Origin of the sequence: Shewanella sp. BJSY2023SW001, from assembly GCF_047314685.1 — a bacterium.
In the GTDB taxonomy this organism is placed as follows: domain Bacteria; phylum Pseudomonadota; class Gammaproteobacteria; order Enterobacterales; family Shewanellaceae; genus Shewanella; species Shewanella indica.
On record NZ_JBKORF010000011.1, the window covers coordinates 189,293 to 207,776 of the forward strand.

Annotated in this window: 17 protein-coding genes and 2 tRNA genes; 11 read left to right on the plus strand and 8 right to left on the minus strand. The window is 50.9% G+C overall.

Annotated features, from left to right (window positions below):
* Nucleotides 1-5: 5 nt before the first annotated feature.
* From ACMHXH_RS02600 to astE, 3 genes are all read right to left on the minus strand, one after another.
* Entirely contained in the window at nt 6-983 is a 978-nt protein-coding gene (locus ACMHXH_RS02600) for an alpha-ketoacid dehydrogenase subunit beta (protein WP_071476039.1), read from the minus strand.
* A gap of 2 nt (nt 984-985) precedes the next feature.
* The gene (locus ACMHXH_RS02605) at nt 986-2,164 is read right to left on the minus strand and encodes a thiamine pyrophosphate-dependent dehydrogenase E1 component subunit alpha (protein ID WP_039033008.1); all 1,179 of its coding nucleotides are present in this window, start codon (nt 2,162-2,164) and stop codon (nt 986-988) included.
* Between the two features lie 163 nt (nt 2,165-2,327).
* A complete protein-coding gene (gene astE, locus ACMHXH_RS02610; RefSeq protein ID WP_071476040.1) occupies nt 2,328-3,365 on the minus strand; it encodes a succinylglutamate desuccinylase in 1,038 nt (345 codons plus the stop codon).
* A gap of 330 nt (nt 3,366-3,695) precedes the next feature.
* Here astE and msrA point away from each other — a divergent pair, with 330 nt between their 5' ends.
* A complete protein-coding gene (msrA, locus tag ACMHXH_RS02615; RefSeq protein WP_144361482.1) occupies nt 3,696-4,175 on the plus strand; it encodes a peptide-methionine (S)-S-oxide reductase MsrA in 480 nt (159 codons plus the stop codon).
* A 70-nt stretch (nt 4,176-4,245) separates the two neighbouring features.
* Here msrA and pgm read toward each other — a convergent pair whose 3' ends face one another.
* Entirely contained in the window at nt 4,246-5,895 is a 1,650-nt protein-coding gene (gene pgm / locus ACMHXH_RS02620; protein ID WP_071476041.1) for a phosphoglucomutase (alpha-D-glucose-1,6-bisphosphate-dependent), read from the minus strand.
* A 37-nt stretch (nt 5,896-5,932) separates the two neighbouring features.
* Nucleotides 5,933-6,487: a replication initiation negative regulator SeqA gene (gene seqA, locus ACMHXH_RS02625; RefSeq protein ID WP_039033012.1), complete on the minus strand. Its 555-nt coding sequence runs from the start codon at nt 6,485-6,487 to the stop codon at nt 5,933-5,935.
* 300 nt (nt 6,488-6,787) lie between these two features.
* On the opposite strand from seqA, the gene ACMHXH_RS02630 reads away from it, so the two are divergent.
* The 6 genes from ACMHXH_RS02630 (at nt 6,788) to efp (ending at nt 10,635) form a co-directional block, all read left to right on the plus strand.
* Nucleotides 6,788-7,564: an alpha/beta fold hydrolase gene (locus ACMHXH_RS02630; protein WP_039033013.1), complete on the plus strand. Its 777-nt coding sequence runs from the start codon at nt 6,788-6,790 to the stop codon at nt 7,562-7,564.
* A 99-nt stretch (nt 7,565-7,663) separates the two neighbouring features.
* Nucleotides 7,664-7,885: a DUF2788 domain-containing protein gene (locus ACMHXH_RS02635; RefSeq protein WP_039033014.1), complete on the plus strand. Its 222-nt coding sequence runs from the start codon at nt 7,664-7,666 to the stop codon at nt 7,883-7,885.
* A 14-nt stretch (nt 7,886-7,899) separates the two neighbouring features.
* Nucleotides 7,900-8,169, plus strand: a complete 270-nt coding sequence (ybfE, locus tag ACMHXH_RS02640; RefSeq protein WP_025010403.1) for a LexA regulated protein — start codon at nt 7,900-7,902, stop codon at nt 8,167-8,169.
* A 54-nt stretch (nt 8,170-8,223) separates the two neighbouring features.
* The gene (fldA, locus tag ACMHXH_RS02645) at nt 8,224-8,751 is read left to right on the plus strand and encodes a flavodoxin FldA (protein ID WP_039033015.1); all 528 of its coding nucleotides are present in this window, start codon (nt 8,224-8,226) and stop codon (nt 8,749-8,751) included.
* A 78-nt stretch (nt 8,752-8,829) separates the two neighbouring features.
* Entirely contained in the window at nt 8,830-10,026 is a 1,197-nt protein-coding gene (gene earP / locus ACMHXH_RS02650) for an elongation factor P maturation arginine rhamnosyltransferase EarP (RefSeq protein ID WP_144361542.1), read from the plus strand.
* A 45-nt stretch (nt 10,027-10,071) separates the two neighbouring features.
* Nucleotides 10,072-10,635: an elongation factor P gene (gene efp, locus ACMHXH_RS02655; RefSeq protein ID WP_039033016.1), complete on the plus strand. Its 564-nt coding sequence runs from the start codon at nt 10,072-10,074 to the stop codon at nt 10,633-10,635.
* A gap of 82 nt (nt 10,636-10,717) precedes the next feature.
* Here efp and ACMHXH_RS02660 read toward each other — a convergent pair whose 3' ends face one another.
* Nucleotides 10,718-11,335 carry a riboflavin synthase subunit alpha gene (locus ACMHXH_RS02660; protein WP_144361478.1) on the minus strand — a complete coding sequence of 206 codons (618 nt, stop codon included), beginning with the start codon at nt 11,333-11,335 and terminating at the stop codon, nt 10,718-10,720.
* A 33-nt stretch (nt 11,336-11,368) separates the two neighbouring features.
* On the opposite strand from ACMHXH_RS02660, the gene ACMHXH_RS02665 reads away from it, so the two are divergent.
* The 4 genes from ACMHXH_RS02665 to ACMHXH_RS02680 all read left to right on the plus strand — a co-directional run bounded on the left by ACMHXH_RS02665 (nt 11,369) and on the right by ACMHXH_RS02680 (nt 15,976).
* Entirely contained in the window at nt 11,369-12,745 is a 1,377-nt protein-coding gene (locus tag ACMHXH_RS02665) for an MATE family efflux transporter (RefSeq protein WP_039033018.1), read from the plus strand.
* A 138-nt stretch (nt 12,746-12,883) separates the two neighbouring features.
* Nucleotides 12,884-12,960 (plus strand) — tRNA-Val (locus ACMHXH_RS02670).
* Nucleotides 12,961-12,971: 11 nt separating this feature from the next.
* Nucleotides 12,972-13,048, plus strand: a tRNA-Val gene (locus tag ACMHXH_RS02675).
* Between the two features lie 225 nt (nt 13,049-13,273).
* On the plus strand, nt 13,274-15,976 hold the full coding sequence (locus ACMHXH_RS02680) for a bifunctional acetate--CoA ligase family protein/GNAT family N-acetyltransferase (RefSeq protein ID WP_039033019.1): 2,703 nt from the start codon (nt 13,274-13,276) through the stop codon (nt 15,974-15,976).
* Nucleotides 15,977-16,049: 73 nt separating this feature from the next.
* Here ACMHXH_RS02680 and ACMHXH_RS02685 read toward each other — a convergent pair whose 3' ends face one another.
* Together ACMHXH_RS02685 and ACMHXH_RS02690 are read right to left on the minus strand one after the other, a co-directional pair.
* Nucleotides 16,050-17,675 (minus strand): phosphoethanolamine transferase, encoded by a 1,626-nt coding sequence (locus ACMHXH_RS02685; RefSeq protein ID WP_039033020.1) that lies wholly within the window; start codon nt 17,673-17,675, stop codon nt 16,050-16,052.
* A 358-nt stretch (nt 17,676-18,033) separates the two neighbouring features.
* Complete coding sequence (locus ACMHXH_RS02690) at nt 18,034-18,471, minus strand: MarR family winged helix-turn-helix transcriptional regulator (RefSeq protein WP_101096435.1); 438 nt, start codon at nt 18,469-18,471, stop codon at nt 18,034-18,036.
* Nucleotides 18,472-18,484 lie beyond the last annotated feature (13 nt).

Below are 18,484 nucleotides of genomic sequence, written 5' to 3' on the forward strand. Positions count from 1 at the left end.
CTCTCCTAAAAATTCACCGAGGCCTTGATGGCTTCAAAGGTTTTAAGCGCATCCGGCATATATTCTTTTTCGTGGATTAAGGGATATGGCGTATCCAGACCACAAACCCGGCTGATGGGCGACTCCAGGTACAGGAAACATTCCTGTTGGATGGTAGCGGCAATTTCACCGGCAAAACCACCGGTCAGTGGCGCTTCGTGGTTGATAAGCAATCTGCCGGTCTTTTTCACCGACTCGGCCACGGTTTCCACATCCCAAGGGGCCAGAGTACGAAGGTCGATGACTTCGCAGTCAATACCTTCCTCTTTGGCCATATCGGCTGCTTTCTCTATGATTTCCATCTGCGCGCCCCAGGCCAGCAGAGTGATATCTTTACCTTCACGAACCACTTCGGCTTTACCCAGCTCCAGTTGATAATCGCCTTCCGGCACATCGCCGACAGAGGCGCGGTACAAGCGCTTGGGCTCAAAGAAGACCACAGGGTTGTTATCACGAATGGCGGCCAGCAACAAACCCTTGGCTTGGTATGGGTTACGGGGAACCACTACCTTGAGACCGGGCGTTTGGGTAAAGTAGGCTTCCGGTGACTGGGAGTGGTAATGACCGCCGGCAATGCCGCCGCCATAGGGGGTTCTGAAGGTCAGGCCGCCGACATCAAACTCGTTGCCGCTTCGGTATCTGAACTTGGCTGCTTCGTTGACGATTTGATCGAACGCCGGGAAGATGTAGTCGGCAAACTGGATTTCCGCTACCGGCGTCATGCCGTTGGAAGCCAGGCCGTTGGCAAAGCCGGCTATACCCTGCTCGGTAAGTGGAGTATTGAAGCAGCGCTCACGGCCAAACTTTTCCTGCAAACCGGAAGTTGCCCGGAACACACCGCCGAAATGGCCTACGTCTTCACCGAAAACCAGCATCTTGTCGTCGGCTTCCATCGCTATGGTCAGGGCATTATTGATGGCCTGTAACATATTCATCTGTGCCACGCTTATGATCTCCCTGCTGTTTTAGGATAGGCTTTCGGATACTTGGCAACATGGGCCTTAAGCTCGGTTAATTGCTGCTTGAGCGCCGCAGTCGGCTGATCAAAAACGTCTTCTATGATGGCTTCTATGGCTGGTGCCGGAACCTTTTCGGCCACTTTTACCGCGGCCAGCACTTCCTCACGATACTTCTCATACAGCTCGGTCTCGTCGCTTTCCTTGAGCCAGCCTTTGTTGATCAGCCACAACTTGAAGCGTTTCACAGGGTCGTGCTGTTGCCACTTGGCTTCTTCCTCTTTGGAGCGATAACCGGATGGATCGTCAGAAGATGAGTGGGCACCCAGGCGGTAGGTCATGGCTTCAATCAGCACAGGCGCGTTGTTTTCAAGCGCGTAAGCTCTGGCTTGCTGAGTTGCGGCCAGAACCGCCAACATATCGTTACCGTCGACTCTGATGGTGTGCATGCCATAACCAACGCCGCGGCTGGCTATGCCGTTACCGGCGTACTGCTCTTCCGTAGGGGTTGAGATGGCGTAGCCGTTGTTACGGCAAAAGAAGATAACCGGCGCTTTATGAACTGCGGCCATATTGAGACCGGCATGGAAATCGCCTTCAGAGGCAGCACCTTCACCGAAGTAACAGATGGCGACATTACGCTTGCCTTGCATCTTCAGCGAGTAGCCTACACCGGATGCCTGCGGGATCTGAGTCGCCAGCGGTGAAGAGATGGTTTGGTAGTTGAGTTCACGGCTGCCGTAGTGAATAGGCATCTGCCGGCCTTTGCCCAGATCTTTCTCATTGCTGAACATCTGGTTCATAAACTGCTCTGTGCTAAAGCCGCGATAACGCAGTGCGGCATGTTCGCGGTACTGGGCAAGGATCACATCCTTGTCATCCAGCGCGGCGGCACTGCCGATAACAGCGGCTTCTTCACCGATACAGGTCATGTAAAAACTGATCCTTCCCTGACGCTGGGCGCCCAACATACGTTCGTCCAGGACACGCGTAAAGACACAGGTATCGAATATCTTGCGTGACAGGGCTTCATCTATGACGGGCAATACCGCCTCTTCATAGGTGGTGCCGTCGGCCTGAAGTATTTTGAGTACAGGGATATGCAGCGAGTCCTTGTTCAAAAAACTCACCCGATGCACCGTCTCGTTCATATTTGTTGCGTTGCTCATAGTGTGCTCTTGTTGTCTCTGGGTTTGTCCGGCTCGAAACCGGCCCTACCGATTTTTTCAGTACGCGCCCCGAACATTACGTTAACGTAAACTAGCAAGCAACTCCCACCATGGGTGCTTTGCCAACTAGCATGGGATCGGCGCGTATATATTGGTTTACAATTCAGGCCAATGGCACCTCTTTGGCTTGAACCAGGCAGATTACTGTACGTTGGCCAATGGGCACCTTGGCGTTGGGAAACACCACGGCTTCCGAGTCCTGTTCTACTCGAATATCCCTGCCCGCTTCCCGCGCCAGCACATAACCCTTGGGGAAAGCGCTGAAGTTTTCCACATCACTGGCGAAGGTAAATTCAAAGTCGTCGGCCTGCTTATTGATGACCCTACAGACCTGATAGATATTGACCCGCTCAAGCGCCTGCTCCTCGAGTTCGAGCGATTGTTTGCAGATCAAACGACTCAGCATCTCCCGGGTAGCGATAAAACGTGTCATATCGTTTTGTCCCATGGGGTAAACCTTGCCCAGCTCAATGGTAAAGGCGTCGGCGCCAAACTGATTTGACGAGAAATAGCTGAAAGTGGTTGTGGGTTCGTGATGCAGCAACACGGTATCGACTCCGGCCGCCTCCAGGAACATCAATTGTTCACGGCTGTAAGCCTTACCCGGTCGATAGGGATAGATGGCAAACTTTTCATGTTTGGAGCCGCGAATGGCGGTGTGCAAATCGTAATGGATCCTTTGTCTTGCCCCTTGTGGTGCGTCTTCGAAGAAACGTGTGACATAAGTTTCCAGCTTCTTGGCGCGGATCCGCTCCGGGTTCACCAGCCCGGGGGGATTGGAATGCTCGCCACTGAACAGTCGGTTGAGGTTTTCATCGACAATACGGGTGCCACGGTTAATTGCCGCCGGGTTACCGAATATGAAAAGTACTCGCTGCCCTACCCGTAGCTCTTGCTTCAACAGCGACTTGATAATGCCATTGCACAGCTCGATAGGTGCAGTTTCATTGCCGTGTACCCCGGATGACAGCACAATATCTTTATCACTTTGGTTATCCAGAGGCTCGAACAGCAAGACTCCTGTGTCCCAAATCGCTATCCGGGTGTGGTCGCCAAGCGTGCCGCTAACACTTTCCAGAGAATTGGGGTTATCCAGAGTCAATGACAGGAAGTCAGGATTATCCTTCAAGGCTTGTAACACGAAATACTCCTTCTTATTGCCGCTTTGGCTGTTGTTTCCATTAACGCTGCCTCCTGGGAACTTGTCAAAATGCGTTTGCTTGTTGAGACCAGCGCCAGAGAGCAAGGTTTCATAGTATCACAGCTTAACCTGTTGGCTATGTGACTAAATACCTCGCTTCGCAGGAGTTTTATCAAAACGGCTGTCGCCAAAAGCCACCTCGAGCTGGCCAGGGCCTATTCAAAAGAGAGCTAGCTATATGCACAAGTCAAAATCAGTCAAACACGACACTTGACAGGAAAACTTATTGCGCATAATTTTAGCCATCTGGACATCTGGAAGGTAAATTAAATGGCGGTAGCAACATTCGGTGGCGGTTGTTTTTGGGGAGTAGAGTATTTCTTTCGCCAAGTACCCGGCGTATTAAACGCCAGCAGTGGTTATATGGGGGGGGATGATAGAATCAACCGTTATGAAGAGGTAAAACAGGGCAACAGCGGCCATGCCGAAGTGGTTCAGGTGGAATTCGATGACACCCAGGTTTCATTTACCGAGCTGCTGCAAGTTTTCTGGCGTAATCACAACCCTACCAGCCTAAATCGCCAAGGAGGCGATATCGGCACTCAGTATCGGAGCGTGATTTTTTTTCACAGCAAAGAGCAAAAGGAGCAGGCCGAGGCCTCAAAACTGGCATTAGCTCGTAGTGGAAAGTGGGGACAGCGGCACATAGTGACGGAAATTGTGCCAGTGAAACAGTTTCATCGCGCGGAAGAATATCATCAGGATTATATCCAGAAGAATAACCTGCCCAGTTGCCATCTGGAATATTGATCCCCGGGAATAAAAAAGCGCAGCTGTGTTCACGGCTGCGCTTTTTTACTGAACTGGCAATCTCTTAAGCTCAGTTCGGCTTGCCTTTTAGGGCGCTGGTTATCAGCGCTCTCGCCTGTTCCAATATCTGCTGCAGATGCTGCTCGCTGACAAAGCTTTCGGCGTAAATTTTATAAAGTGCCTCAGTGCCTGATGGTCTGGCGGCAAACCAGCCGTTGTCAGTTAACACCTTAATACCGCCAATGGCACCATCATTGCCGGGAGCCTTGGTCAGTACCGCCTCAATCTTGTCTCCAGCCAAAGTCTCTGCCCCCAAGGTATCTGCATTGAGGGTGGCAAAACGCGCCTTTTGCTTGGGATTGATTGGGCTGTCTATCCGTTTGTAGAAGCAATCACCGTGTATGGCAGCCAGTTCTGCATAACGCTCGGCTGGATTTTTGCCGGTCACGGCGAGGATTTCAGCAGCCAGCAGCCCGAGAATAAAACCGTCTTTGTCCGTGCACCAAGTTGTACCGTTACGTCGAAGGAAGGCGGCGCCGGCGCTTTCTTCACCGCCAAAGGCCAGGCTGGCTTCACTCAAGCCACTGACAAACCACTTGAAACCAACCGGCACTTCACAAAGCTGGCGCCCGTGTGAGGCAACAATCTTGTCTATCATGCCACTGGAAACCAAGGTCTTGCCTATTTGCAGCGTCTGTGGCCAATCGGGTCTGTGTTCCAGCAGGTAATCTATCGCCACTGCCAAAAAGTGGTTGGGGTCCATCAACCCTGTCTCTGGGCAGACTATCCCGTGTCTGTCGTAGTCAGGATCGTTGCCAAGACAGATATCAAACTCATCCATGTGCTTAAGCAAGCCTGCCATGGCAAAAGGTGACGAGCAGTCCATACGGATCTTGCCGTCTTTATCCAGTGGCATAAAGCCGAAACTGGGATCGACCCGATCGTTGACCACTGTGATATTCAGCCCATAACGGTCGGCAATATGTGACCAATAATGGATGCCTGAGCCGCCCAGGGGGTCGACACCTATGCGAATGCCGGCATCTTTGATGGCTTGCATATTTATTACAGAGGCGAGATCGGCAACATAGGGCTCAATAAGATCGGTCTCTTTGATGAGTCCGATACTGGCGGCTACGCCGTAGTTGAGTTTCCTGACCCCTTCCAGCTGCGCCTTGAGATAATCATTGGCTCGCTGCTCAATCCAGGCGGTAATCTCACCTTCAGCCGGCCCACCATGGGGCGGATTGTACTTAATTCCACCATCCTGCGGTGGATTGTGGGACGGGGTAATAATAATGCCATCACTGAGCTCGGCGGCATTTCGGTTTGCGCTAACTATGGCATGGGAGATAACAGGCGTTGGCGTAAAGCCCTGCCTCTCTTGCACCACCAACTTCACATTGTTGGCCAGCAAGACTTCAATGGCTGATATATAAGCAGCCTCGGACAAGGCATGAGTGTCCATGCCCAAATAAAGCGAACCTTCAATCCCCTGAGATTGGCGGTAATCTACCACTGCCTGGGTAATGGCCCAGATATGATTTTGATTGAAACTGCCATTGAAGGAGCAGCCCCTGTGCCCAGAGGTGCCAAAGCTCACTTTCTGGGCAGGGTCATCACAGTTGGGGACAATTCGATAATAATGGCTCATCAGCCGCGGAATATTAACCAGATCCTTCTGTATGGCCCTTTTACCGGCCCGCTCATGAATAGCCAAAATAGTACTCCTTGATGACAGATGTTGATAAACAGATTTACGCTTTAATCGGCAGCGCCAGATCGGCTATCACTTTGGCCTTGTCGCCGTCGCAGCCCATCTTTTCCAGTACTTCGGTCAATATGGTGTGCTTCTTGGCAGTGTTGTTATTGGTGGTTACCCAAAAGCCACTGCTGCCGACTTCTTTGGGGTTGGCCGATTTACTGGCCTTCAATAGCGCTTCCTTCGAGGTGGCAAAGTAAAGACGGTCGCGCCCTTGAACCTGCAGCACCTGCTCAAACCCTTTTGGGTCCTGGTTATAGAGGCATTCGAGGGCAAACAAAAAACGGCCAACAGCCCCCTTTTGAGCTTCGATAGCCGCACTGCTGAATAGATTGTCAAAGTCCAGGGTTGACTCGGCCTCGGGTAATGTATTGGGACGATAACCCTGCTCCATGCTTGGCTGGCTGATGTCAGCCGGTGCCTTGGGTTCAACAGCCGTCGCATCCAAGCCCAGCAGTCGACGAAGAATGTCCGATGCACTTTCACCTATCCTTTCGGTTTTCCCGGCAATAAAGCGATACAGTTCCTCATCCACCTCAATATATTTCATGGCCCGATTCCTTTAGTTTCAACTTGTTCTATGTAGCCATCATGACATTGCCGTCACAGCGCCCGTGGTCGCGGCTACGAGATTTGGCTCAAAGTATGCCATAACTCGCCTGCGGGGGAAGGCTGAATCGCGCCAAAATGAGATAATTGGCTTACAAACCTAAGACTTGCACTGCAATTTGTTGAAAAAGCAATCAAAGCGATGTTTAATCCGCATCCATCCTTGTCAAATACCGGCCTTTGTCGCAGAATTTGCCCCCTGCTGAAATACCGGCAACAAACTCACTGTGAAGGGGGCTGTATGCACTTTATCTCGACCGGAAGCGGTAGTCCGGTATTGCTGATCCACGGCTTATTCGGTGATTTGGATAATCTTAAATCGCTCGGGACCCTGCTTGAGCAAAATCACCAAGTGATAAGAGTCGATTGCCCCAATCACGGCCAGAGCGAACATTGGCCGCAAATGGATTATCCAGGGCTTGCAAACGCGCTTGTGTCCCTGCTTGATAAACTGGCGATAGACAAGGTGCACCTGGTGGGCCATTCCATGGGCGGCAAGATTGCCATGGCAACGGCGCTGGCTTATCCGCAGCGGGTACAGTCTTTGACCGCCGCCGATATTGCGCCTGTGGCCTATTTGCCGAGACATGAAAAGGTGTTTGCCGGCCTAAGCAGTATGCCGCTGGATATTAAAGACAGACGTCAGGCGCTGGCACATCTTTTGAACCATGGCATCGACGAGGCGACGGCGCAGTTTCTGCTCAAGAGCTTACGCCGCACCGAATCCGGCTTTGAGTGGAAGATGAATTTACCGGGGCTGATTGACAGTTATCCGGCGATCATAGGTTGGCATAACGGCCCTGAGCGCTGCGACGGCCAACTGAGCTATCAAGGGCCCACCTTGATGATCCGCGGCAGTGAGTCAAATTATGTGACCGCCGCTTACAAAAAAGAGATTGTGACTCAGTTTCCTCAGGTCAAAGCCAAGACCCTTGAGGGGTGTGGACATTGGTTGCACGCCCAGAAACCGGCGATATTCAACCGTATAGTGTCCGACTTCATTGACAGTAACGATTAAAATCCAAGGTCAGGGCGTGGGTAAAGGCGGTAGCAGCCCCCGAACCAATATGCTATATTCGCGCCTCTTTTTGGCTAGGGAACACCGGGAGGCTGCAGCGTGTTGAACCAGTATATGCAACAGATAGAAGCCGTTGGACTGGATCTGTTTTTCGCAGCAATTTTCTTTTTTATCGGTATGGCCATCAGGGATGTACTCAATCAGGGTAACGTGCCTAAGTTTGGTCGCTTTATTGTTTGGTTGGTACTCTTCCTTGGTTGTGCAGGCTTTGTCGTCAAGGGGATAATTCAAATGACCTGGGAAGGCTCAGGTATAGGTTAAACATCAGATTTCAAATGGCAAAAGAAGCAACAGATAGAACAACCATAGACCTTTTTGCCACTGAAAAGCGCCGCGGACGGCCTAGAAGCAACCCTCTGCCCCGCGAGCAGCAGCTCAAGGTGAATAAACGTAACCAGATCATGCGGGATCGGGCGAAAGGTCTGAAACGAATAGAGTTAAAAGTGTCACAAGATTTATATGACGCCTTGAATGAGAAGGCTTTGGCCAGTAACATCAGCCGCAGCCAGTTAATAGAATTGATCCTTCAGGAGCAGCTAGGTTAGCCCCTGTCAGGAAAGATCGAAGTAGATAGCGAACTAGACATTAAAGGAAAGACAATGGCAACTGTAGGTCTTTTTTTCGGTAGCGATACAGGTAACACCGAAGCTGTAGCCAAGATGATCCAGAAGAAACTGGGCAAGAAGATGGTTGAGGTGAAAGATATCGCCAAGAGCACCAAAGAGCAGATCGCCGAATACGACCTGCTGATCTTCGGGATCCCAACCTGGTACTATGGTGAAGCTCAATGTGACTGGGATGACTTCTTCCCAGAGCTGGAGCAGATTGATTTTACCGATAAGCTGGTAGCCATTTTCGGTTGCGGCGATCAGGAAGACTATGCCGAGTACTTCCTTGATGCCATGGGCATGATCCGCGATATCGTTGAAGAGCGCGGCGCAATAGTCATTGGCCACTGGCCGACTGACAGCTATAACTTCGAAGCCTCTAAAGGGCTGGTTGACGACAAGCACTTTGTTGGTCTGGGTATAGATGAAGACCGCCAGCCTGAATTGACCGAAGAGCGTGTCGACGCCTGGGTTAAACAGATTTACGAAGAGATGTGCCTGGCCGAGCTGGAAGACTGATATTCGCTCCCCGGTATGTCTCCGGCGGCCTATATGGCCGCCTTTTTATTGGCTATTACTCAGGAAAATAAAAACAAGATGCAAGCCGACAATCTGCGTCATTGGGATATCTTCTGTACTGTGGTGGACAACTATGGCGACATAGGCGTTACCTGGCGCCTGGCGCGGCAGCTGGCCGGCGAATACGGTATTGAGGTACGCTTGTGGGTCGATGATCTCAACAGCTTCGCGCACATTTTACCTGAGCTAAACCCGGCCCTTGTCAGTCAACACTTTGGTGGTGTTGAAGTCATCCACTGGCGCGCTCCCCTCCCCCTGACCTGGCAACCGGGCGAAGTTTTGATAGAAGCCTTTGCCTGCGACTTACCCTCGGAGGTGCTTACAAGCCTGCCAGAGCTCGCCAAGGCGCCCAAATGGATAAACCTGGATTATCTCAGCGCCGAGAGCTGGATAGATGATTGCCACGGCCTCAGCTCACCGGCACTCAAAGGAGTCAAAAAGACCTTTTTCTTCCCGGGCTTTACCCCAAAGTCAGGTGGACTCATCTGCGAGCAATCCCTATTTAGCGAGCGTGATGCCTGGCAAGCAACGCCTGAGCACGCTTTGGCCCACTTTGCAAAAATGGGGCTGAGTGATATTAGCACTGATGATTACCTCATCAGCCTGTTCAGCTACGAGACCCAAGCCTTGCATGCGCTGCTTAAGCTTTGGCAACAGAGTGAGCGGCGGGTACAATTGTTAGTCCCCAAGGGACGCAGCTTAGGCTGTATCGCGCCTTTGCTTGAGCAATTTAACCAAGACTCCGGACCCAAGGTCGACTGGCAAGATCCCGCCAGTTGGCAAGCCGGTCAAAGTTTCAGCCGCGGCGCACTCAAGGTGCAAGTCCTGCCGATGACAGATCAAAACGGCTATGATCGCCTGTTGTGGAGCTGTGATTTCAACATAGTTCGCGGCGAAGATTCCTTTTTACGAGCACAGTGGGCCGGCAAACCTTTTATCTGGCACATCTATCAGCAGGAAGAGCAAGCTCATCTGCTAAAATTGGATGCTTTTATGGCACGATACTGCGATAATCTGCCTCCCCTTGCCGCCCAAACCTGGCGAACGCTGAATACCGCGTTCAACTGCGGCCAGGGAGATCAAGCCAGCCAAAGCTGGCTGGCACTGAATTCTGCCATGCCGACATTGATACAACACGCAAAAAAATGGCCGGCTGAAGCAATAAATGAAGCAGATCTGGCAAACAGGCTAGTGCTAATGGCCAAAACCGGCTAAGATTCTGCGCTGAATTGAAAAACCGTTTATATAGGAACATACGTAATGAAGACTGCTCAGGAAGTCCGCGCAGGTAACGTTATCATGGTTGACGGCAACCCTATGGTTGTACTCAAGACCGAGTTCAACAAATCCGGCCGTAACGCTGCTGTGGTAAAGATGAAGCTGAAGAACCTGCTGCAAGGTTCCGGTACTGAAACTGTATTCAAGGCTGACGACAAGCTGGAAGATATTCAGCTCGAGCGTCTGGAATGCACCTACTCTTACTTTGCTGATCCTATGTATGTCTTTATGGACTCAGACTTCAACCAGTATGACGTTGAAGCCGAAAACATGGGTGATGCCATTAACTACATAGTTGATGGAATGGAAGAGATCTGTCAGGTCACTTTCTACGAAGGCAAAGCTATCTCTGTAGAACTGCCTACTACTATCATTCGCGAAGTAGGTTACACTGAACCTGCCGCCCGTGGTGATACCTCTGGTAAGGTAATGAAGCCAGCCTCTATCGTAGGTACAGATCTGAAGCTGATGGTTGCCGACTTCGTTAAAGAAGGCGACAAGATCGAAATCGACACCCGCACCGGTGAGTTCAAGAAGCGCGTTTAATTAGAGCGCCCTCCTTTGTAAAAGCCAGCATCATTGCTGGCTTTTTTGTATTTGAGTTATTTCTCGCTTCACCTGGAGTAGCTCAATTATCCGGGTTACGCTGAGCCAGTACGCGCTCAACTGTATCGACTATGGTTTGAGTCTGACTGTCGATTTCAATATTCAGCCAGTCCCCTTCCCGATAATCCTCTAGATTGGTCAATCTGAGAGTCTCAGGAATAAGATGCAGCATAAAGCGGTTACCTTTGACCTTGCCGATTGTGAGACTACAACCATTGATACCGATAAAACCTTTGTAGAAGATGTATTTCAACCAGGCTTCAGCCACTTCCAATTGCATATTGTAATGGCTGTCACTGACGTCCAGTTGCACCAACTGCGCTTGGGTATGTACATGGCCGGAGAGAATATGGCCCCCCAGCTCGGCGCCAAATTTGAGTGACCTCTCTATATTAACCTTGTCACCCACCTTAAGGCCGACAAGATTAGTCACTGCCAGAGTCTCTTCCATTACGTCGAAAAACGCCCTATCATCAGCAAGCTGGGTTACCGTCAGACAAACGCCGTTATTGGCGACACTCGCTCCTATTTCCAATCCCTCACGCAAGGCAGGAGGCAGAGCGACTTCGAGGGTATTTAACCCCGGCTTTTTCTCGATCGCCAGGATTTCACACTTGGCTTGAACAATACCTGTAAACATTTTCTCACTCGCTTAGTTGTTAGGGCTGCTTTCATGAATCACACCGGCTTTCAGGCCAAACGCTTAGTTCAACTGGCTTTGCCTGTGCTTATTGCACAGCTTACCCAGACAATGATGGGGTTTATTGATACCCTGATGGCCGGCAGAGTCAGTGCTGTCGACATGGCAGCCGTCGCTGTCGGAACCAGTCTCTGGCTACCGGCCATTCTGTTCGTTCAAGGCCTGTTACTGGCATTTACTCCCATGTTCGCCCATCATCATGGTGCAAATAACCAAAAGGCGATTCAGCCACTTGCCTTTCAGGCTGCCTATATTGCCATAACAGGTGCCTTGGGTGTGATGCTGTTTCTGGCATCTGCGCCACATATTTTAGATTGGATGGAACTGGAGCCCGAACTCAAGCGCCTGACCATAGGTTATCTTGACGGCATTCTCTGGGGCGCGCCGGCCTTTGTGCTCTATCAAGTACTCAGGGGCTGCAGCGAAGGGATTTCCTATACCCTGCCGACCATGGTCATCGGCTTTGTCGGTCTGGCGGTGAATATCCCCGCCAACTATATCTTTATCAATGGTCACTTCGGCATGCCCGCCATGGGCGGCGCCGGCTGTGGTGTCGCTACCGCTTTGGTATTTTGGGCTATGTTGTTTGCCATGGCCATCTATATGCAGTGGCATAAACGCTTTGCCGAACTGGCGCCTTTCAAGGCATTTCATAAGCCTCATTTACACACCATTGTTGAGATGACCAAGCTGGGCATGCCTATTGCCATGGCGCTATTCTTTGAGGTCAGCCTCTTTGCGGTGATAGCCCTCTTATTGGCGCCTCTCGGTGCCACTGTCGTGGCCGGGCACCAAATTGCACTGAACTTCTCCTCGATTGTGTTTATGTTGCCACTCTCCATTGGGATTGCCGTTTCAATTCGGGTCGGTTATTACCTTGGGCGTGGTCAGAGCGAGGTATCGGCACTGGTGACCAAGGTGGGATTATCCATTGCCTTCTCTCTGGCCATGCTCACTGCGGTGGCAACTGTGGTATTCAGGTATGAGATAGCCCTGCTCTATAACGACAACCCCGAAGTGGTTACTCTGGCAGGCAGCCTGATGCTGATGGCTGCCCTGTATCAACTATCCGATTCAATTCAGGTGGTTGCCGCCGGAGCCCTGCGCGGCTACAAGGATACCCGCAGCGCCTTTTTCATCACCTTGTTTGCCTATTGGGCAGTAGGTATGACCCTGGGTTATGTATTGGCGTATACCGATTTTCTGGTGCCCGCTATGGGGGCACACGGATTTTGGATTGGGCTTATCGCCGGTTTAACCGTAGCGGCTATACTCTTTGCCATTCGCTTGAGATATATACAGAAAAGCGGCAAGCAGTTTGACGTCATCTCAGATGAGGCGACGAATTAAACCAAATACGATCAAAGCCTCGGCAAGTTGTGCAGCAATTCGCCACTCGACAAAAAAATCTGTTTTTTTACTTGCAACTAGCGGCTGCTCGCCCTTAATATAGCGCTCGTTCGAGGGCGACAGCCTGAAAAACACAGTACACCCGTAGCTCAGCTGGTTAGAGCACTACCTTGACATGGTAGGGGTCGGTGGTTCGAGTCCACTCGGGTGTACCAAAATTTGCAATACACCCGTAGCTCAGCTGGTTAGAGCACTACCTTGACATGGTAGGGGTCGGTGGTTCGAGTCCACTCGGGTGTACCAAATCAACCTGCTTAAAGCAGGTTTTTTTATGCCTGAAATTCCCCTTTCCCGCATTCAAATTTGCGTTTCCTCTTGCTCTTGTCTTTTCATTCACGAAAAAAGAGTAAGCACCTCTACTGAATGGTATTTTTTGTAAATCAAGCCCTACTTTTTGCATATTGCTTACTTGCTCAGGCCATGGAATCATGGGGTATAGACCAAAGTCCTTTGTCGACAGGGAAATCCATGAGCCAACGTACTCTGCACACGCTGTTCAAACCCGGTTCCATCGCCGTCATAGGTGCATCCAATCGCGACAAACGAGCAGGCAATGTAGTAATGAAAAACCTGCTTTCGGGCGGCTTTGCCGGGCCGATTATGCCGGTCACTCCCAAATACCATGCAGTGATGGGCGTGCTGGCCTACCCCAATATCGAATCTTTACCGATCAAACCTGATCTGGCCATCATCTGTACCCGTGCCTCCAGCGTGCCGGCAATAGTGGAAACTCTGGCCCAATTTGGCTGCAAAGTGGCTATCATCATGGCTTCAGGCATGGCAGATGAATTAAACGACCAAGGCGAAAACCTGCTTGAACTAACCCAAGGTAACGCCAGACGTTACGGCATGCGGCTCCTCGGTCCCAACAGTTTGGGAATGATGTTGCCACCTTTGGGCCTCAATGCCAGTTTGGCCCATGCAGGCGCGCTGCCCGGCAAGATAGCTTTTGTATCCCAATCAGCAGCCATCTGCACTACAGTGCTCGACTGGGCCAACAACAAAGGGATCGGTTTCTCTTCCTTTATTTCGCTTGGCGATGCCACCGACATAGACTTCGATGAATTGCTGGATTTTCTTGGTCGCGATTCCCGTACCAGCGCCATCATGCTCTATATAGATTCGGTCAATGAGAAGCGTCACTTCCTGTCAGCAGCCAGAGCCGCAGCCCGCCATAAACCTATACTGGTGATCAAATCAGGTCGCAGCGCCGAGGGCGGTAACGCTGCCAAACTGCACACCGGAGGTATAGCTGGTAATGACGCCGTCTACGAGGCCGCCTTTCGCCGTGCCGGTATGCTGCGGGTCACCGACTTGGTTGAATTGTTTGCCGCACTCGAGAGCCTAGCTCACCTCAACCCACTCAATGGTGAGCGTCTGTGTATTCTTTCCAACGGTGGCGGCCCGGCCGTGCTGGCGGTGGATGAACTGGTACTCAAAGGTGGCAAGTTGGCACAATTGTCCGAAGCCACCCTGGAGAAACTCTCTCAGTTATTGCCCTCTACCTGGTCCGGGCAAAACCCGGTGGACATTATAGGCGATGCCGGCGCCGAGCGTTACAGCCAGGCACTGTCGGTATTAATGGACAGCGATGAGCTGGACGCCATCTTGGTACTGCACTCCCCTTCGGCCCTTGGCGAAAGCGTCACCATAGCCGATGCCTTGATTGAAACTGTCAAACAGCACCCGAAACGTAATCGGGTAAGCATCTTAACCAACTGGAGCGGGGAAGATGCCGCTTACCGGGCTCGAAAGCACTTTTCCAAGGCGGGGATCCCAACTTACCGTACACCCGAGGGCGCCGTGCGCGCCTTTATGCATATGGTTGAGTATCGCCGCAACCAAAAACTGCTGCAGGAAGTACCACAATCGATACCGGATTCAATTCCCACGGATAGCGCTACCGCCAGAAGTTTGCTGCAGCAAGCCATTGCCAAAGGCAAACGAGTACTGGAAACTCATGATGCCCGCAACATACTCAACGCCTATGGCTTGGATACTATAGATACTTGGTATGCCAAAGATGCCGCCGAGGCTGTCGCTATTGCCGATAAGGCAGGCTACCCTGTGGCATTAAAAGTGCAATCACCGGATATTTTGCATAAATCAGACGTTCACGGGGTGATGCTGAATCTGACATCGGCAAATGAGGTCAATCAGGCCGCAGCAGCCATTGTCGAGCGGGTCCACACAGCTAACCCAGCCGCTTCGGTCGAGGGCATGATAGTGCAAAAAATGGCGCTTACCGCCGGCGCACAAGAGCTCAGAGTTGCGGTAATAAGCGATCCTGTATTTGGCCCAGCCATCATGCTCGGTGAAGGTGGCTCCGAATGGGAACCCACCCGGGATGCTGCAGTCGCTTTGCCGCCACTGAATATGGCACTGGCACGTTATATGGTGATCCAGGCACTCAAGACCCAAAAGATCCGCGATCGCCACTTGCCCCAAGGCTTGGATATGCGCGCCCTATGCCAGATGTTGACTCAAATCTCGCAGCTCATTATCGATTGCCCCGAAATCGAAAGTTTGGATCTCAATCCTGTATTGGCGGCGGGCGATAAAATTACCCTCTTGGATGTCAATCTGCGTCTGAATCCGGAAGTCACGGATAATGCCGGCCGACTGGCCATTTTACCCTACCCCAAAGAGCTGGAAGAAAAAGCCAAACTGCGTAATGGCCTTGAGGTGATGTTGCGGCCGATACTACCGGAAGATGAACCCAAACATCTGGACTTTGACAACTCGCTTACGGATGAAGACAGATACAAGCGCTATTTTGGAGTACGCTCGCGTATGACTCACGAAGAGATGGCGGTATTGACCCAGATAGATTACGCCCGTGAAATGGCGTTTATCGCCACCATAAGAGATGAAAATGGTGAAGAGGAAACCTTGGGCGCAGTGCGAGCCTCTATCGATCCGGACAACACTGAGGCGGAATTTGCCATGGCAGTTCGCAGTTCTCATCAGGGTATTGGCATAGGCAAGTTGCTGCTGGAGAAGCTAATCAACTACTACCGCACCACGGGCACTCAGGTGTTAACCGGCTTCACCATGTTTGAAAACCGCAATATGGCCAGCCTCGCCAAGAGTCTTGGCTTTACTGTCACCTTTGATATGGAAGAACACCTGATCAAGATGCATATGGAGCTGCCGGGCAAGGAGCCATAGACTCCCCTTATTTAACACCTAAAAACCAATAACCCGGCCAACGCCGGGTTATTGATCATTTGAGCAGACAGTCTCAGCGACGACACAGGGCGATTAAATCCAATTCAGGCAGGTACACCTTGCTGCTGACATCGAATAGCCCTAACAGTGTATCGAACAGGTTGTCGTGGGAAACACGCTTCACCGCAGCTTCCCTTGCCAGGCAGTCATCATTCAGCCCAAGTTGTTGCTTGAACTGATTGGAAAACCAAGCCATCCAAGGCACCCGTGTTTGTTCACTCGGCGCTATGGCATAGGGAGAGCCGTGTAGATACATGCCCTTCTCCCCCAAGGATTCACCGTGATCAGACAGATACATCATGGCGGTATCATAGTCGCCACTGCGGCCCTTTAGCTGCTCGACCACCTGAGAGACGATATAGTCGGTATACAGAATCGTGTTGTCATAGGTATTGGTGAGCTGCTCGCGGCTGCAGTTTTGAATGTCACTGCGCTGGCAATCCGGGGTAAAACGGCGATATTGTTCCGGATAGCGCAGATAATAGGTAGGTCCGTGACTGCCGATGATATGCAACACTATCAAGCGATCCTGACCATTGTTCGGCTGCAACAAGGCTTGTTTGAGTTCATCAAGCAGTACCTGATCCTGACAAAACTGACCGTCGCATAGCTTAGGGTCGGCATTCAGCGCTATCAGCTTGTTTTCCACCCTGTCACACACGCCTTTACAGCCACTGTCGTTATCAAACCACTGCACTTTCACACCGGCGTAGTTGAGCACATCCACAACGGTATCCTGAGCCTTGGCAGCTCGGGAGTGATAATCTTCCCGGCTCATTCGGGAAAACATACAGGGCAAAGACACCGCCGTGGCCGTGCCACAGGAGCTGACATCGCCGAAGATCAGCGGTGAAATCGCCTTGGTGTAGACATTGGTTGTCCTGTCATAACCATAGTATTGATAATTTTGCGCCCTGGCGGTTTCACCGACCACCAGTACCATCAGTCTGGGTTTGGTTGCACCGGCTGATTTTACCTGCTTGGCATCTGTACCCAATTTTTGATATTCGAGCGGCTTTTCCAGGTAGTGCTGATTGATGTATTTGACCGCCGAACCGACAAAATAAGTCGGCACTATGTAACGTTTAATTTCATCATGATTGCGGCCAAAAGCCAGATAGTTCTGCATATAGAAAAAGCCAATCACCACTATGATGAGCACATTCGCTACTATGTATAGCGCCTTGTACGCCAGTTCCTTGCCTATGGGCTTATAGTCAACCTGAATACGATACAAAAGCAGCGCAGGCAGAGCCCCGGTCAACAGCAGGTTTAATATTGATGCCCAGTTCACATAAGTCATGGCTTCTGCGCTGTTGGTTTGAAAAGTGTTTTCAATCATGCCGGTATCGAATACTACGCCATATTTGAACGCGGCAAAAAATACCCCAGATGAACACAGCAGCAACACAATAAAGAAAGGTTTGAGAATATATTTAAAACTGAACAGGGAAAACAGTATCCCCAAAGCTGAGATCAAGAAGATGGGAATGGTCGCCACAAACAAAGGGTCCACATGCGCTTGGTTCTCGAGTCCCTGTTTGACTATAGTAAAAAAAGGCACATTGAACACGGCCACAAAAAACAGTGCCAGTAAAAAGGTCAGGCGATTGACGGAGATGGGATTCAACACACTCATTCCTAAATGACGGTTAAAATTGATGCAAGGCTCAGAAATTTTAACTATTGGTTAACTAAATATTAATATAACAATTTTATCTTAAGGTTCCCTTATCGGTTCCTACATCGCTCATGGGGCCGAATTAAGCTTTCAGACTCTGTGCCAATGGGAAAGTTCGCGATGCACCATACGCTAAAACTGCGGTATAAAAGGTTAAAAGAGTCGCTTGATAACTCAAGAGCCGCTTTGCATGCAAATGTCCCGCAATTGTAAGTTGTGCAAGCTTGATGAGTGTTCGGCGATTATTAATATTCTAGAAAAAGAAAGCGCCCAGAGAAGGCGCTTTGTGGTTTTATATCAGGGTAAACAGTCGCAATTAAAATTCGCTGTTGAGCCGCTTGAAGAACCCAAGCAGTTGCTCCAGCTCGGCGTCACTGAATTTCGCTGTCATCTCACGGGTTAATTGCAGATGCAAGGCATCATGCTCCTTAAACATCAGCTCGCCTTTTTCGGTTAAAGATACCTGAATGGCGCGTCTGTCATTTTCCAGTGATTGACGCTCGGCCAGGCCCGCCTTGACCAAACGTTCAACCTGCACGGTCAAGGTGCCTGTGGTAATACCGAGCTTTTCCGCCAGTTCCTTCATCTTCATAGGGCCGTGAGCGCCCAGGATCTCCACAGTGTGGATCTGCGCCAATGAAGCGCCTTGATCTCTGACTACGCTCTGCTCCCAAGAGGATAGACGCTCATAAAACTCTATGATGGCGTGGTTGATTGACTGTTGCAGCGAATCCTGCCGCTGTTGCTGTTTCATCTATTTTTGCACC

Excerpts from the sequence above, each read along its gene's own strand:
- ACMHXH_RS02605 (WP_039033008.1), bottom strand. The coding sequence starts at position 2,164 with ATGAGCAACGCAACAAATATGAACGAGACGGTGCATCGGGTGAGTTTT.
- msrA (WP_144361482.1), top strand. The coding sequence starts at position 3,696 with ATGGCGGTAGCAACATTCGGTGGCGGTTGTTTTTGGGGAGTAGAGTAT.
- seqA (WP_039033012.1), bottom strand. The coding sequence starts at position 6,487 with ATGAAATATATTGAGGTGGATGAGGAACTGTATCGCTTTATTGCCGGG.
- ACMHXH_RS02630 (WP_039033013.1), top strand. The coding sequence starts at position 6,788 with ATGCACTTTATCTCGACCGGAAGCGGTAGTCCGGTATTGCTGATCCAC.
- ybfE (WP_025010403.1), top strand. The coding sequence starts at position 7,900 with ATGGCAAAAGAAGCAACAGATAGAACAACCATAGACCTTTTTGCCACT.
- fldA (WP_039033015.1), top strand. The coding sequence starts at position 8,224 with ATGGCAACTGTAGGTCTTTTTTTCGGTAGCGATACAGGTAACACCGAA.
- earP (WP_144361542.1), top strand. The coding sequence starts at position 8,830 with ATGCAAGCCGACAATCTGCGTCATTGGGATATCTTCTGTACTGTGGTG.
- efp (WP_039033016.1), top strand. The coding sequence starts at position 10,072 with ATGAAGACTGCTCAGGAAGTCCGCGCAGGTAACGTTATCATGGTTGAC.
- ACMHXH_RS02660 (WP_144361478.1), bottom strand. The coding sequence starts at position 11,335 with ATGTTTACAGGTATTGTTCAAGCCAAGTGTGAAATCCTGGCGATCGAG.
- ACMHXH_RS02665 (WP_039033018.1), top strand. The coding sequence starts at position 11,369 with ATGAATCACACCGGCTTTCAGGCCAAACGCTTAGTTCAACTGGCTTTG.
- ACMHXH_RS02680 (WP_039033019.1), top strand. The coding sequence starts at position 13,274 with ATGAGCCAACGTACTCTGCACACGCTGTTCAAACCCGGTTCCATCGCC.
- ACMHXH_RS02685 (WP_039033020.1), bottom strand. The coding sequence starts at position 17,675 with ATGAGTGTGTTGAATCCCATCTCCGTCAATCGCCTGACCTTTTTACTG.
- ACMHXH_RS02690 (WP_101096435.1), bottom strand. The coding sequence starts at position 18,471 with ATGAAACAGCAACAGCGGCAGGATTCGCTGCAACAGTCAATCAACCAC.